General features: G+C 56.0%; 11 protein-coding genes. 10 read left to right on the top strand and 1 reads right to left on the bottom strand.

What is annotated here, in order from left to right:
* From FD744_RS17560 to FD744_RS17550, 3 genes are all read left to right on the top strand, one after another.
* Positions 1-1,743, top strand: coding sequence for an iron ABC transporter permease (locus FD744_RS17560; protein ID WP_160868856.1), 1,743 nt, complete (start codon positions 1-3; stop codon positions 1,741-1,743).
* The gene (locus FD744_RS17555; RefSeq protein ID WP_160868855.1) at positions 1,731-2,849 is read left to right on the top strand and encodes an MBL fold metallo-hydrolase; all 1,119 of its coding nucleotides are present in this window, start codon (positions 1,731-1,733) and stop codon (positions 2,847-2,849) included. The genes FD744_RS17560 and FD744_RS17555 overlap by 13 nt, the downstream gene beginning before the upstream one ends.
* A gap of 166 nt (positions 2,850-3,015) precedes the next feature.
* Complete coding sequence (locus tag FD744_RS17550) at positions 3,016-5,859, top strand: bifunctional diguanylate cyclase/phosphodiesterase (protein WP_160868854.1); 2,844 nt, start codon at positions 3,016-3,018, stop codon at positions 5,857-5,859.
* A 171-nt stretch (positions 5,860-6,030) separates the two neighbouring features.
* Here the strand turns inward: FD744_RS17550 and ftnA are convergent, their stop codons facing one another.
* Positions 6,031-6,540 (bottom strand): non-heme ferritin, encoded by a 510-nt coding sequence (gene ftnA, locus FD744_RS17545; protein WP_038644750.1) that lies wholly within the window; start codon positions 6,538-6,540, stop codon positions 6,031-6,033.
* 238 nt (positions 6,541-6,778) lie between these two features.
* On the opposite strand from ftnA, the gene FD744_RS17540 reads away from it, so the two are divergent.
* From FD744_RS17540 to deoC, 7 genes are all read left to right on the top strand, one after another.
* A complete protein-coding gene (locus FD744_RS17540) occupies positions 6,779-7,882 on the top strand; it encodes a M20 peptidase aminoacylase family protein (protein WP_038644752.1) in 1,104 nt (367 codons plus the stop codon).
* Between the two features lie 344 nt (positions 7,883-8,226).
* Complete coding sequence (prfC, locus tag FD744_RS17535; protein ID WP_160868853.1) at positions 8,227-9,816, top strand: peptide chain release factor 3; 1,590 nt, start codon at positions 8,227-8,229, stop codon at positions 9,814-9,816.
* A 259-nt stretch (positions 9,817-10,075) separates the two neighbouring features.
* Positions 10,076-10,663: a molecular chaperone OsmY gene (osmY, locus tag FD744_RS17530; protein ID WP_034828482.1), complete on the top strand. Its 588-nt coding sequence runs from the start codon at positions 10,076-10,078 to the stop codon at positions 10,661-10,663.
* 95 nt (positions 10,664-10,758) lie between these two features.
* The gene (locus FD744_RS17525; protein WP_007893192.1) at positions 10,759-10,920 is read left to right on the top strand and encodes a DUF1328 domain-containing protein; all 162 of its coding nucleotides are present in this window, start codon (positions 10,759-10,761) and stop codon (positions 10,918-10,920) included.
* 178 nt (positions 10,921-11,098) lie between these two features.
* On the top strand, positions 11,099-12,151 hold the full coding sequence (locus FD744_RS17520; RefSeq protein ID WP_034828483.1) for a patatin family protein: 1,053 nt from the start codon (positions 11,099-11,101) through the stop codon (positions 12,149-12,151).
* On the top strand, positions 12,148-12,924 hold the full coding sequence (locus FD744_RS17515; protein ID WP_160833663.1) for a TatD family hydrolase: 777 nt from the start codon (positions 12,148-12,150) through the stop codon (positions 12,922-12,924). The genes FD744_RS17520 and FD744_RS17515 overlap by 4 nt, the downstream gene beginning before the upstream one ends.
* Before the next feature lie 292 nt (positions 12,925-13,216).
* Positions 13,217-13,996 carry a deoxyribose-phosphate aldolase gene (gene deoC, locus FD744_RS17510; protein WP_160868852.1) on the top strand — a complete coding sequence of 260 codons (780 nt, stop codon included), beginning with the start codon at positions 13,217-13,219 and terminating at the stop codon, positions 13,994-13,996.
* Positions 13,997-14,017 lie beyond the last annotated feature (21 nt).

Here is a 14,017-nt window from a genome sequence, read left to right as displayed (position 1 = left end):
ATGAGCGTGGTGAGCAACGAATGGCGTAACGCGGCGCGTGGCGGTCAACGCTGGCGTCTCAACAGTGAAAAGCTGATCCTGGCACTGATGGTGCTGCTGATTGGCTTGCTGTCGGTGGCGCCGCTGCTGCGACTGGTGTGGACGGCGATTGCCCCTCAGGGCGTGCCGGATATGGCTCGGTTAACGCGTCTGATAGCCAGCGACCGCGTGCTGATTGCCAGTGGCAATACGTTGCTCATCGCTTTTAGCTCGACCCTGATTTCGGTGCTGCTCGGCACCGCCGCCGCCTGGCTGGTGGCGCTGAGCGATTTGCGCGCCAAAACCGCCTGGGTGTTTGCCTTTATCTTGCCGCTAATGATTCCGCCGCAGGTCACGGCGCTGGCGTGGCTGCAGGCGCTGGCACCGTCCAGCCCGTTAGCGCTACTGTTTGGTTCGCTCGGCTTGCCGTGGTTTGCGCCCGGCGAACAGCCACTCTATTCGCTGAGCGGCATCGTGCTGCTGCTCGGTACACACAACGCGCCACTGGTGTTTCTCACCGTGCGCGCGGGTTTACGTCGCTTACCGGCCGATTTAGTCGAAGCGGCACAGATCAGCGGCGCGTCCAGGATGCGCGTGCTGTTCACCATCATTCTGCCGCTGGCGCGTCCGGCGATCTTTGCTGGGGCCGCGCTGACCTTTGTCGCCGCTGCCGGTAACTTCGGTATTCAGGCGATGCTGGGTATTCCCGCCCGCGTGCCGACACTGATCACGCTGGTCTATCAGCAGCTCAACGGCATTGGTCCGAGCGCCTTACCCAATACCGCCGTTTACGCGCTGCTGATTGCAGTGATCACGTTAGCGGGCATGGCGGCCAGCGCCTGGCTCGGTGGTCGCCATGATGTGCGCGTCAACGGTGCGCCGCGCCTGTGGCAGCAACCGCTAGGGCGCGGGCGCGTGGCGATTGAAGGTACCGCCTGGCTGTGGATGGTGCTGACGCTGCTGCTGCCGGTCAGTGCGCTGCTGATCACTGCACTCACCAGCGGATATGGTCAGGCACTCACCTGGCAAACGCTGACCCTGGAGAACTTCCGCAGCGCGCTATGGGGCTACCCGGCGGTGCGCCACGCCTTTATGACCAGCCTCGGGCTGACCACGCTGGCGGCGATGATTTTGACGTCCACCGCGCTGTTCCTGGCCTATTTCCTCAGCTGGCGACGGACCAGACTGGTGCGCGGCCTGTGGCTGGCCAGTGAACTCACCTATGCCTTGCCGGGCATTGTCACCGGCGTGGCGGCGATGCTGTTCTTTCTGCGGCCGCTGCCGATAATCAATGTGTCGCTGTATGGCACGGTGTGGATCATCCTCGCCGCGTATCTGGCGAACTTCCTTGCGCTGGTGCTGCGCCCGACGCTGGCGGGTTTCGCCCAGCTGGAACCGGCGCTGGATGAGGCGGCACGCTTGTGCGGTGCCAGCTTTATGCGCCGCATGCGCGATATTTTACTGCCGCTGGCTGCGCCTTCTGCGCTGGCGGGCACGGTGCTGGTGTTCCTCACCGCACTGAATGAAATCCAGGTTTCGGTATTGCTGGTCACCTCGCAAACCCAAACCATCGGACCCACCATCGTGTTCCTCGACGAAGGGGGCTCCGCCTCGCTGGCGGCCGCGGTAGGCTGCCTGATGATTCTGGTCGTGTGTTTGCTGATGGGATTGGCAACGCGACTGGCGCGGCGTCTGCCGCAAGGGGTTTTACCATGGCAAGCTTAACGGTTATCAGCGGTGTGGGCGGCAAGCTGCCCGCGGCCTTTTTGGTTGAGATGGAAGGCTATCGCCTGCTGTGGGATCTCGGGGCCGGTCCGCAACCCGGCGTGCGCCCGGATATTCGCGCCATTGGCCGGGTTGATGCGTTGTGTTTGACCCACTCGCATATCGATCACGCCGCCTCGCTCGACTGCTGGGCGCAAATCGGCTCACCGCCGGTTTACGCCACAGAACAAACCTGGTTGCAGTTGGCTAACGTCGCGGTGCCGATGTATGCGCGACGTTTGTTACCGCTACGCGGGCAAACGGCCATTGGCCCGTTAAATCTGTTTACCGGCCGCAGTGGCCATTCGCCGGGTTCGGTATGGTTCCATCTGCCGATTGCCGGTGGCATCACCTATATGGGCGACTGGAGCCGTGAAGCGCTGCTGTTGCCGTTTGACTGCCCGCCGTCGGCAAAACTATTAATCACGGATGCTTCTTACGGCGACCGCACGCAGCGGTTGTGCGAACAAATGGATGCACTGGCGATGGCCGCCACCCACGGCGCGGTGATTGCCGTGCCGGAACACGGACGCGGTCCGGAAGTGGCTTTACAGCTCACCGCACGGGGGCTGGCGGTTCAGCTCTGCCCACAAATCCGCAGTGAGGTCGCGCAACTGCTGGCGATGGACAAACTGCCCGCCACCACGGCGCTGGGATTGGTGCGCTTGTTGAAACAGCCGCAGCCTGAACAATGGCGGCCTGCAGATGTCATTGTGGCGGCCGATGCGGTGGCCGACAGCGGCTTAGCCGCGCAGCTCAGTGCTCAGCCAGGCTTTAAGCTGATTTTCAGCAGTCACGTTGCGCCCGGCACACGCGCTGCGCGGCTGCTGGCCGAGCAGCAGGCACGCTGGCTGCCGTGGAACGTCCACCCGCCGCTTGACGATCAGCTATGGTTAATTGAGAAAACCGCTGCCCAGCGCGTGATCCCGGCCTTTATTGCGGCGGCAGAGTGCCCGATTTTAGCGACACGCGCGCCATTATGCTGGCAAGCGCATCTCCCCCTGCAGTGCCATCTGGATAGTCCGCGTTTCCCCCAGGAGCAGCGTCAACGTAGCAGAATATATTGAGTATCCCGCTGAATGTTTTTTCGCCATTGCCGATAACCTGACTACCAACTTTTGTCTGTGGACGATTAACGCTTGTCAGCGCTGCGCTTTTGCGTTTAAGTCTCCACAGCAATTAAGATTTTTCTTAAGAAGCAATTTATACCAGGCCAGCAATAGGCGAACAACAATGAATAATAACTCTGACGTCATGTACCGGCTGCTGGTGCAGAGCGTGGTGGATTATGCCATTTACATGCTCAAACCCGATGGCACCGTCGCCAACTGGAATGCAGGGGCGCAACGCGCCAAAGGTTATACGCCGGACGAAATCGTCGGCAAAAATTTTGCGCTGTTCTATAGCGAAGAAGATCGTAAAAACGGGGCGCCACAGCGTGGGCTTTCTATAGCGACAGCGGTGGGGCGCTTCGAAACCGAAGGCTGGCGTTATCGTAAAGATGGCAGCGCCTTCTGGGCACATGTGGTGATCGATGCAATTCGCGACGACTTCGGCGAACTGCTTGGCTTTGCCAAAATCACCCGCGACTGCACGGTTCAGCAAGAACAGCAGCGCAAACAGCAGGAACAGGAGCAACGTTTCCGTTTATTAGTTGAAGGCGTAACGGACTACGCCATCTACATGCTCGATCTTGACGGTAACGTCGAAAACTGGAATGCCGGCGCGCAGCGTGCCAAAGGTTACGTGGCCGAAGAGATTGTTGGTCAGAACTTCTCACGCTTCTACAGTGCACAGGACCGCAAAAATCATATCCCAGAGAAAAACCTCAGCACCGCTTTCAAAACCGGGCGCTTTGAGGATGAAGGCTGGCGCTATCGCAAAGATGGCAGCGCGTTCTGGGCACATGTGATCATTGATGCGATTCGTGATGATGCGGGCAAGCTGATTGGCTACGCCAAAATCACCCGTGACTGCACCGAGCAGCGTGAGCTGCAGCGCAAACAGCAGGAGTACGAGAAAACCTTCCGTCTGTTGGTGGAAGGCGTCACCGATTACGCGATTTATATGCTCGATTTGCAGGGCCGCGTAGTGAACTGGAACGCCGGGGCACAGCGTGCCAAAGGCTATCTTTCCGAGGAGATTGTCGGCCAGCATTTTTCAGTGTTTTACGGTTCGCAGGAGCGCATCGCCAACACGCCGGAAGCCAACCTGGGTATCGCGCTGAAAACCGGCCGCTTTGAAGATGAAGGCTGGCGCTACCGTAAAGATGGCTCGGCGTTCTGGGCGCATGTGGTGATCGATGCTATCCACAATGAAGATGGCAAGATGATCGGCTTCGCCAAAATCACGCGTGATGTCACCGAACGTCGTGAGAATGAACAGCAGCTACTGCGCGCGCGGGATTTGGCGCAGGCGCAGAGCGCTAAGATGTCTGAGCTGTCTGGTTTCCTGGACACCATTATCAGCAATATCCCTTCGTGCGTGATTGTGGAAGACGCCATCAGCCGCGAAATTTTGATGGTTAATGACAAAGCCGAGCAGCTGTTTGGCGTCAGTAAATCTTTGATTATGCACAAGCGTCCGCACGAGTGTATGTCGGCGGAGCTGAGCGACTATTTCAATAGCCTGGCGGATATTGCGCTGCGCAGCGAAGGCATCCATTCACGCGAACAGCTGCTGCTGACCGCAGGCGGTGATCGTATTCTGCAAACCCGCGCCACCACCATCAGTGGCAAAGATATGCGTCAGAACTACGTGATGCTGATTGTTGAGGACGTTACCGATCAGCGTGAAGCCGATGCGCGTATTCACCATATGGCGCACCACGATAACCTCACCAGCCTGCCAAACCGTATTCTGTTCCGGCAGAAGCTGAGTGAAGCGCTGCGCCAGGATAATCAACACCATGCGCTGAGCGCCACGCTGTGTCTCGATCTCGATAACTTCAAGAACGTTAACGATGCGCTGGGCCATCAGATTGGTGACGATCTGCTGCGCGTGGTGGCAAAACGCTTGCGCAGTGCGCTACGCGATCACGATACGCTGGCACGTATTGGCGGCGATGAGTTTGCTATCGTGCTGCCCAATATAAACAACGCGCAGGAAGCGGCGGTGGTGGCTCAGCGCCTGATCGAAGCGATCCGTCCGCCTATCAACGTTGAAGGGCACAACCTTTCCGTTGGGCTGAGCGTGGGCATTGCGTTGACGTCACAGGTCACCAACACGCCTGAGCACATGCTGCGCTGTGCGGATATGGCATTGTACGAAGCCAAACGCAACGGACGTAACCGCTATGAACACTTCACCATGGAAATGGATGATGTGGCGCGCAGTCGCCGCGTGATTGAAAACGATCTGCGTGAGGCCATCACCGGGCGTCAGCTGAAACTCTACTATCAGCCGATCACCAATGAGGACGAAATCATTGGTTATGAAGCGCTGATGCGCTGGCACCATCCGGTTAAGGGCTTGATCATGCCGAATGATTTTATCTCGATTGCCGAAGAGACCGGGCTTATCCATATGCTGGGCGCTTATGCGCTGTATGAAGCCTGCCGCGAGGCACAGAGTTGGGGCACCGAGCAGTCTGTGTCGGTTAACCTGTCGCCGCTGCAGTTTAAGAACAGCTCGCTGGTGTCGGTGGTGGAAGGCGCGTTGCGCGAATCCGGGCTGGCTCCGCACCGCCTCGAGGTGGAGATCACGGAATCGGTACTGCTGGATGACACCCTGGGCAATATCCGCACTCTGCAAAGTCTGAAGGCGATTGGCGTGCAGATTGCGCTGGATGATTTCGGCACTGGCTACTCATCGCTGAGTTATCTGCGATCCTTCCCGTTCGATAAGATCAAAATCGACAAGTCGTTTATCAACGATATGGGTGACAGCCGCGAAGCGCTGGCGATCATCAGGGCGATTACCGGGATGAGCCGCAGTCTGGATATTCAGATCACTGCAGAAGGTGTGGAGAGCAGCGAGCAATTCGCCAAGCTGCGTGAAGAGGGTTGTACCTTATTCCAGGGCTATTTCTTTGGCCGCCCGCAGCCTTCAGAACTGCGTCTGAAAGAGCTGGAGTAAGTGGTCGCCATGTTTGGCGATGCGACAAGGCAGGGGGCGCATTGATGCGCTCATGGTTGAGTCTATGTTCCTGATCGTTTGTACGCTCGTCGCCATCTAAGCGTACGATTTCAGCATAAAAAAACGCCCGGCATTGCCGGGCGTTGTGTTTTCAGCTGTGTGTCGTCTTTATTATGACTGGCCGTGGCCTTCGACGTTCATGCGGCCCAGGTCTTTGTCCACCAGGAACAGGCCTTCGCCTTTGTTGCCCACCAGCGCCAGTTTATCCAGTACGGTTTTGAACAGCTTCTCTTCTTCGTGCTGCTCAGCCACATACCACTGCAGGAAGTTGAAGGTTGAGTAGTCCTGAGACATCAACGCAGTGTGTACCAGGTCGTTGATGCGCTGCGTGATCAGCTGCTCATGCTTCAGCGCTTCTTCCAGCACGTCATTCAGTGAGTTCCAGCTAACGGCAGGGGCGGCAATGCTGCCCAGGACCGGCAGAGAACCGGCATCGCTAACGTAATCGAACAGGCGCTGCATGTGCTCCATCTCTTCGCGAGAATGCATCTTCAGGAAAGAGGCAGCACCTTCAAAACCTTTGTCGCTGCACCATGCGCTCATCTGCAGATACAGGTTGGCAGAGAAGAATTCGAGGTTCAGTTGATCGTTCAGGCGAGAGGTCATTTCAGCAGTTAACATGGCTGAGTCCTTTTTAATTTGTCAGGTGAAGTACGGTGAATTATGCATCAATCTATACTTTTTTGTGAAGGCTTTTTCGATAAAAAGTTGAAATTATCTTATTGATTGTAAATGGAATTATTTCATTTATTGAATGCGAAGAGTTCTCAGTTTTGACTCATTTTCATTCACGCTGGATTGATTATAGCCGTACATCGGCGGATGCTGTGATGAGCCTTTACTTGTCAGGAGCTTAGCGGTGTCGAACGTATTAGATCATTACCATTACCTGCATGAAATCCCGGAACTGGGATTCGAAGAATTCAAAACTTCCGCCTATATCGCCGACCAGCTTGAGCAGGCTGGCATCAGCGTGACGCGCGGCATTAATCACACCACCGGCATCGTGGCGGAAATTGACAGCGGCGTGCCGGGTCCGGTACTGGCGCTACGTGCAGATATGGATGCACTCGGCCACATCATTAACGGCGTCGCCTGTGCACGCCATACCTGCGGCCACGATGGGCACTCTTCGGTGGTGCTGACGGCGGCACAGGAGTTGCTGAAAGAGGGTGCGATCAAGCGCGGCAAGCTTAAGCTGCTGTTCCAGCCTGCGGAAGAACTCGGTGCGGGTGCGTTATCGATGATTGAGGGCGGTGCGCTGGATGATGTCGAGATGATCCTCGGTTTCCATGTGCGTCCACTGGAAGAGTGCCATGTCGGACAAGCCACGCCAGCCGTGCTTTATTCGGCGTGCAGTACGCTGGAAGCGACAATTAAAGGTGTGCCTGCTCATGCCGCGCGCCCACATTTGGGTGTCAATGCGCTGGATGCCGCAGTACAAGCGGTTCAGGCGGTGAACAGTATCCATCTGGCACCGGGTCTGACATGGAGCGTGAAAGCCACCCGCTTCCTGTGTGATGCCGGTGTCACCAACTCGGTGCCGGATGAGGCGCGCGTGGTGTGGGATCTGCGTTCGCAGGAGAACGCACCGATGGAGGTGCTGAAACAGAAAGTGACGCAGGCGATTCAGCACAGCGTGGCTGCATTGGGTGCAAGCGCTGAAGTGGTGGTACTGAAAGAGATGCCCGCTGCAGAAATCCACGAGGAAGCCACGGCAGTGATCCGTGCGGCCATCGTCGATGTGCTCGGTGAAGAAGGGCTGCTCGACACCAAATCCACGCCAGGCAGTGAAGACTTCTTCTACTACCCGGTGAAAAGACCGCAGGTGAAAGCCGGTTTCTGGGGGCTGGGTACCAATCTGGTGCCGGGCCTGCATCATCCTGATATGCGTTTTGAACTGAGTTCGCTGGAGATCGGGGTGAAGATCTTTAAGGCGGCAGTGGTGCGCGTATTGGGTTAGTCGTGTGTCGTTTCCCACACCCCAGCCTCTCCCGCAAATGGGCGAGGCTGTAACCCTGAATGAAAGCCTCGCTCGAGCAGTCTCTTCTTCTCGCTTGCAGGAAAGCGGCAGGGCGAGGGTGTACACAGGTTCCATCCCGCGATTTCCCCGCCTGCTGAAATATTGTATGCTATGCCGCCTTAATGCTGACTGGATAACCGGACTGCCGCCAATGTAGATCGCGCACATCTTGCTGTGAACTGACGCCACTGCGTCACCATTGGTTCCGTTATCCCCCGGCTTTGCCCGGAACGATTTATTCGCAGCGCGCCGCCCGCGCGTTGCCCTTGAAGAAGAATTCACACATGTCTATTGCTTCCTTTTTAGATGAAGTGGCGCGCCGCCGTACGTTTGCGATCATCTCGCACCCGGATGCCGGTAAAACCACCATTACCGAAAAAGTGCTGCTGTTCGGGCAGGCGATCCAAACCGCCGGTACCGTCAAAGGCCGCGGCTCCAGCCAGCATGCTAAATCTGACTGGATGGAGATGGAGAAACAACGTGGTATCTCCATCACCACCTCGGTGATGCAATTCCCGTATCGCGACAGTCTGGTGAACCTGCTGGATACCCCAGGGCACGAAGACTTCTCTGAAGATACCTACCGTACGCTGACGGCGGTTGACTGCTGTTTGATGGTGATCGATGCCGCGAAAGGTGTTGAAGATCGTACCCGTAAGCTGATGGAAGTGACCCGTCTGCGCGATACGCCGATCATCACCTTTATGAACAAACTTGACCGTGACATCCGCGATCCGATGGAACTGCTGGATGAAGTTGAGAGCGAACTGAAGATTGCCTGCGCGCCAATCACCTGGCCGATTGGCTGCGGTAAGCTGTTCAAGGGCGTGTATCACCTCTACAAAGATGAAACTTACCTGTATCAAACCGGTAAGGGCCATACCATTCAGGATGTGCGCATTGTCAAAGGTCTGGCGAACCCGGATCTCGACGCGGCAGTGGGTGAAGACCTGGCACAGCAACTGCGTGATGAGCTGGAACTGGTGCAGGGCGCGTCCCACGAGTTCGATCAGGAGCTGTTCCTGAGCGGTGAAATTACCCCGGTGTTCTTCGGCACCGCACTGGGTAACTTCGGCGTCGATCATATGCTCGATGGCTTAGTGGCCTGGGCACCGACGCCGATGCCACGTAAAACCGATGCGCGTCTGGTGGAATCCAGCGAGGAGAAATTCAGCGGCTTCGTGTTTAAGATCCAGGCGAATATGGATCCGAAACACCGTGACCGTGTTGCTTTCATGCGTGTGGTTTCTGGCAAATACGAGAAAGGCATGAAGCTGCGCCAGGTGCGTACTGGCAAAGACGTGGTGATTTCGGATGCGTTGACCTTTATGGCCGGCGACCGTTCGCACGTAGAAGAAGCTTTCCCTGGCGATATCATCGGCTTGCACAACCACGGCACCATTCAGATCGGCGACACCTTTACCCAGGGTGAAAACATGAAGTTCACCGGTATTCCGAACTTCGCCCCGGAGCTGTTCCGTCGTATTCGTCTGCGCGATCCACTGAAGCAGAAACAGCTGCTGAAAGGTCTGGTTCAGCTGTCGGAAGAGGGCGCGGTGCAGGTGTTCCGCCCGGTGCACAACAACGATCTGATCGTGGGTGCGGTCGGAGTGCTGCAGTTTGAAGTGGTTGTGGCGCGTCTGAAAAGCGAATACAACGTTGAAGCGATTTATGAAGCCATCAACGTCGCGACTGCCCGCTGGGTTGAATGCAACGATGCGAAGAAATTCGACGATTTCCAGCGCAAAAACGAAGTGAACCTGGCGCTGGATGGCGGTGATAACCTCACTTACATCGCCCCGACCATGGTGAACCTCAATATCACCCAGGAACGCTATCCTGACGTGACGTTCCGCAAAACGCGCGAACACTAATCCCGCCTCACAACCAGGGTCAGTGATTTTCACTGGCCCTGTTTTTATCCTACAGACTGTTCCTATTTACGCTGCGTTTATCGCTTTTTGGCGAGATATCAACCACAAAAGCCAGCAAAACCTGTAATCCCTACTATGATTATCCTGTCGGACGAGAAAAGAGACCTCTGGTTTCATTACGTCCATCAATGCAGCAACGCCGTTTGTTGCTGGCGCATTCGCAGTTGCGAGTGAGTTAACTGATAGAAGGATGATATCGATGAATAAGACTAAGATTGCCAAAACCCTGATTGCAGCTCTGGCCTCTACTGCCCTGATGGGCGGCGCGGCGTTTGCTGCGGATACCAGCAGCACGGGTTCTAAAATCGATAGTTCTATGAAAAAAGTCGATGGTTTTATGGATGACAGCGGCATCACCGCCAAGGCCAAAGCGGCACTGGTGGATGATGAAGCGATTAAAAGTACGGATATCTCAGTGAAAACGCATCAGGGCGTGGTCACGCTGAGCGGCTTTGTCGCTTCGCAGGATCAGGCGGAAAAAGCCGTGGCGCTGGTGCAAAAAGTTGAGGGTGTGAAATCCGTCAGTGACAAACTGCACGTTAAAGACAGCAAAGAGACCACACTCAAAGGTTATGCGGGGGATACCGCAACCACCAGTGAAATCAAAGCTAAGCTTTTAGCAGATGACATTGTGCCATCGCGCAACGTGAAGGTGGAAACCACCGATGGCGTGGTGCAGTTATCAGGAGAAGTGGCGAACCAGGCACAGTCCGATCGTGCTGAGAAAATCGCCAAAGCCATTGAAGGCGTCAAAAGCGTGAAGAATGACCTGAAGGTGAAATCTTAACGCGAGCGAAACGGCACTGTTTCGGTGCCGTTTCGTAATAAAAACAATGTGGTATGAATAAGCAGTTCGATTTTCACTACGGTAAGGAGAGGCTTATGTTTCGTTGGGGTATTATCTTTCTGGTCATCGCTCTGATTGCTGCAGCGTTAGGTTTCGGCGGTCTGGCGGGTACGGCAGCATGGGCAGCTAAAATTGTCTTCATTGTCGGTATTATTCTGTTCCTCGTAAGCCTGTTTACCGGGCGTAAACGACCCTGACCGATTGCGTTAATACAACGCTAACCCGCGAGTCACTAAAGCGGAGACCAGTCATTTGCGGCATAATAGGCAGCCGCACCGATTGCACGATGCAATAGGTCAGGGAATGACAATGACTGGTTCTCCGGGATGCTGCCGTCAGCGGCTCCCTCAGAGCAGGAAAACTGAGGGACATCCATTGGGAATACGCATCCCGGTGTCACTGGACACCTTTGAGCCCCTGGCGCTCACCCCATTTAAATCCAAAAAAATTGCCCTGGTCTGCGAAGGCGGCGGTCAACGCGGCATCTTCACCGCAGGCGTCCTTGATGAGTTTCAGCGCGCCGATTTTAACCCGTTTCAATTGATGCTGGGCACCTCCGCAGGGGCACAAAACCTGTCTGCGTTTGTTTGCGCCCAACCGGGCTACGCGCGCCGCGTCATCACGCGTTATACCACCAGCAAACTGTTTTTTGATCCGTTGCGCTTTGTGCGCGGTGGCCATCTGATCGATCTCGACTGGCTGATCGACATCACCAAACAAGAATTTCCCTTGTCGCTCAGCAATGCCGAAGGACTGTTTGCCAAAGGCAGCGAGTTCTATATGTGCGCCTGTCGCGGTGACGATTACCGCGCCGAATATTTCAACCCTACCAGCCTGAACTGGCACGACGTGATCAAAGCTTCCAGCGCCATTCCGGGGTTCTATCGCAGCGGCGTACTGATGGATGGGGTGAACTATCTGGATGGCGGCATTAGCGATGCCATTCCGGTGCGCGAAGCGGCCCGACGCGGTGCTGATACCATTGTGGTGATCCGCACCGTGCCGTCACAAATGTCTTACACGCCTAAGTGGTTCAAACGTATGGAGCGCTGGCTGGGTGACAGCGCACTGCAGCCGATGATCAACATCCTGCATCACCATGAAGAGAGCTATCGTGAGATTCAGCAGTTTATCGAACAGCCGCCAGACGACCTGCGCATCATTGAAATTTACCCGCCGAAACCGCTGGCGAGTATGGCGCTGGGTAGCCGTTTGGCTTCACTGAATCAGGATTACCATTTAGGACGCCGCAGCGGCCGCTATTTCCTCGCGACGCTAGGTCAATGGCTGAGCGATGCCGAACCGTTCCTGCGCCAGACTACCGTGACACCACCGGCCGCCGTGGCGAATGCACCAGACAATCGCGCCGTGCATACGCCGCCGCTGGCGGATAATGATGCCGATTTTGATGCAGGATCGCTGGCATGAGATTTATCGACACCCACTGTCATTTCGATTTCCCGCCTTTTGTCGATGACGCCGCAGGCAGCATCGCCCGTGCGGCGCAGTCGGGTGTGGAACGCATTATTGTGCCGAGCGTCGATGCCAGCCGCTTTGCACTGGTCAGCCAGCTGGCGCAACAGCACGTGGCGCTGTATGCCGCATTAGGGCTGCATCCGATCAATATTGCCGAGCATCAGGATGCGCATCTGGATCAGCTGGAACAGTGGTTGAAAACGCCTGATAGTAAACGCGTGGCGATCGGCGAGATTGGCCTCGATCTCTATATGCAGGATGCGCAATTTGATAAGCAGACGCGATTACTCGATGCACAGCTCAAACTGGCGAAACAGTATGATTTGCCGGTGATCCTGCATTCGCGCCGCACCCACGATCAGCTGGCGCTGCATTTGCGTCGCCATGATTTACCGCGCCGTGGCGTGGTACACGGTTTTGCTGGCAGCCAGCAGCAGGCGGAACGTTTTATCCAGCTTGGCTATGCGATCGGCGTGGGCGGCACCATCACCTATGAACGCGCCAGTAAAACCCGCAACACTATTGCTAATCTGCCGCTCACCTCACTGTTACTGGAAACCGATGCGCCTGATATGCCGTTGCAGGGTTATCAGGGGCAGCCCAACCGTCCTGAGCGCGCGCGTAACGTGTTTGATGTGCTGTGTCAGTTGCGCAGTGAATCGCCCGATATCATTGCTGATACGCTGTGGCAGAACAGCCTGCGCGTGTTTGCCCTGCCTGCCTGATCTCCTCCCGACACAATCTGGATTTCCCGCGGTTTTGGCGGGTATTGGCTACAGTAATAAAATCGGCATTACCCTTTTCTGCCCTTTTTTGTGATAATATTCACAACCTGTATTGCGCCTGAAAACGGGTGTGCTGGCGGTTATTTGTTACTTGAATCACTAAATAATTGTATTCATATGACGAATTTTCTTTTTTCATGTGACATGAAGCGCAATTCATTCAGGTGTGGTTTGTTAGAATTATCACATTATCCGGTGGGCGTCGTCTGCCGGTCACCTTTTGGAGAGCATCATGACCGATCTTAAAGCGGCCGCACAACGCGCCCTGCAACTGATGGATTTGACCACCCTGAACGACGATGACACCGATGAGAAGGTGATCGCGCTGTGTCATCAGGCGAAGTCGCCAGCCGGTAACACTGCGGCCATTTGCATCTATCCGCGCTTCATCCCTGCGGCACGTAAAGCACTGCGCGAGCAGGGCACGCTTGATATTCGCATCGCCACGGTCACCAACTTCCCGCACGGCAACGATGACGTTGAGATCGCGCTGGCAGAAACCCGTGCGGCGATTGCATACGGTGCAGACGAAGTGGACGTGGTCTTCCCGTATCGCGCGCTGATTGCCGGCAATCGCGACATCGGTTTTGCGCTGGTGAAAGCCTGTAAAGAAGCCTGCGCCGCTGCCAACGTGCTGCTGAAAGTGATCATCGAAACCGGTGAACTGAAAGAAGAAGCGCTGATTCGCGCCGCTTCTGAAATCGCTATCGATGCCGGTGCGGATTTCATCAAAACCTCAACCGGTAAAGTGCCGGTTAACGCCACGCCAGAAGTGGCGGCGATCATGATGCAGGTGATTCACGATAAAGGCGTGCAGCAGCAGGTGGGATTCAAGCCTGCGGGCGGCGTGCGCACGGCGGAAGATGCCGCGATCTATCTGAAGCTGGCGGATGACATTCTGGGCGAAGGCTGGGCGGATGCGCGCCACTTCCGCTTTGGTGCTTCAAGCCTGCTGGCGAGCCTGCTGAATACGCTGGGCCACGCGACAGCGACCAGCAAAGCGGGCTACTGATCCCAGCCTCAGGGTCGCCAT

This window comes from Pantoea sp. Taur, from assembly GCF_009830025.1.
Taxonomy (GTDB): Bacteria; Pseudomonadota; Gammaproteobacteria; order Enterobacterales; family Enterobacteriaceae; genus Pantoea; species Pantoea communis.
This window is presented reverse-complemented; position numbering and strand designations above follow the sequence as displayed.

Coding starts and splice junctions, on each gene's coding strand:
- FD744_RS17560 (WP_160868856.1), top strand. CDS start 1: ATGAGCGTGGTGAGCAACGAATGGCGTAACGCGGCGCGTGGCGGTCAA.
- FD744_RS17550 (WP_160868854.1), top strand. CDS start 3,016: ATGAATAATAACTCTGACGTCATGTACCGGCTGCTGGTGCAGAGCGTG.
- FD744_RS17555 (WP_160868855.1), top strand. CDS start 1,731: ATGGCAAGCTTAACGGTTATCAGCGGTGTGGGCGGCAAGCTGCCCGCG.
- osmY (WP_034828482.1), top strand. CDS start 10,076: ATGAATAAGACTAAGATTGCCAAAACCCTGATTGCAGCTCTGGCCTCT.
- FD744_RS17515 (WP_160833663.1), top strand. CDS start 12,148: ATGAGATTTATCGACACCCACTGTCATTTCGATTTCCCGCCTTTTGTC.
- ftnA (WP_038644750.1), bottom strand. CDS start 6,540: ATGTTAACTGCTGAAATGACCTCTCGCCTGAACGATCAACTGAACCTC.
- deoC (WP_160868852.1), top strand. CDS start 13,217: ATGACCGATCTTAAAGCGGCCGCACAACGCGCCCTGCAACTGATGGAT.
- FD744_RS17525 (WP_007893192.1), top strand. CDS start 10,759: ATGTTTCGTTGGGGTATTATCTTTCTGGTCATCGCTCTGATTGCTGCA.
- prfC (WP_160868853.1), top strand. CDS start 8,227: ATGTCTATTGCTTCCTTTTTAGATGAAGTGGCGCGCCGCCGTACGTTT.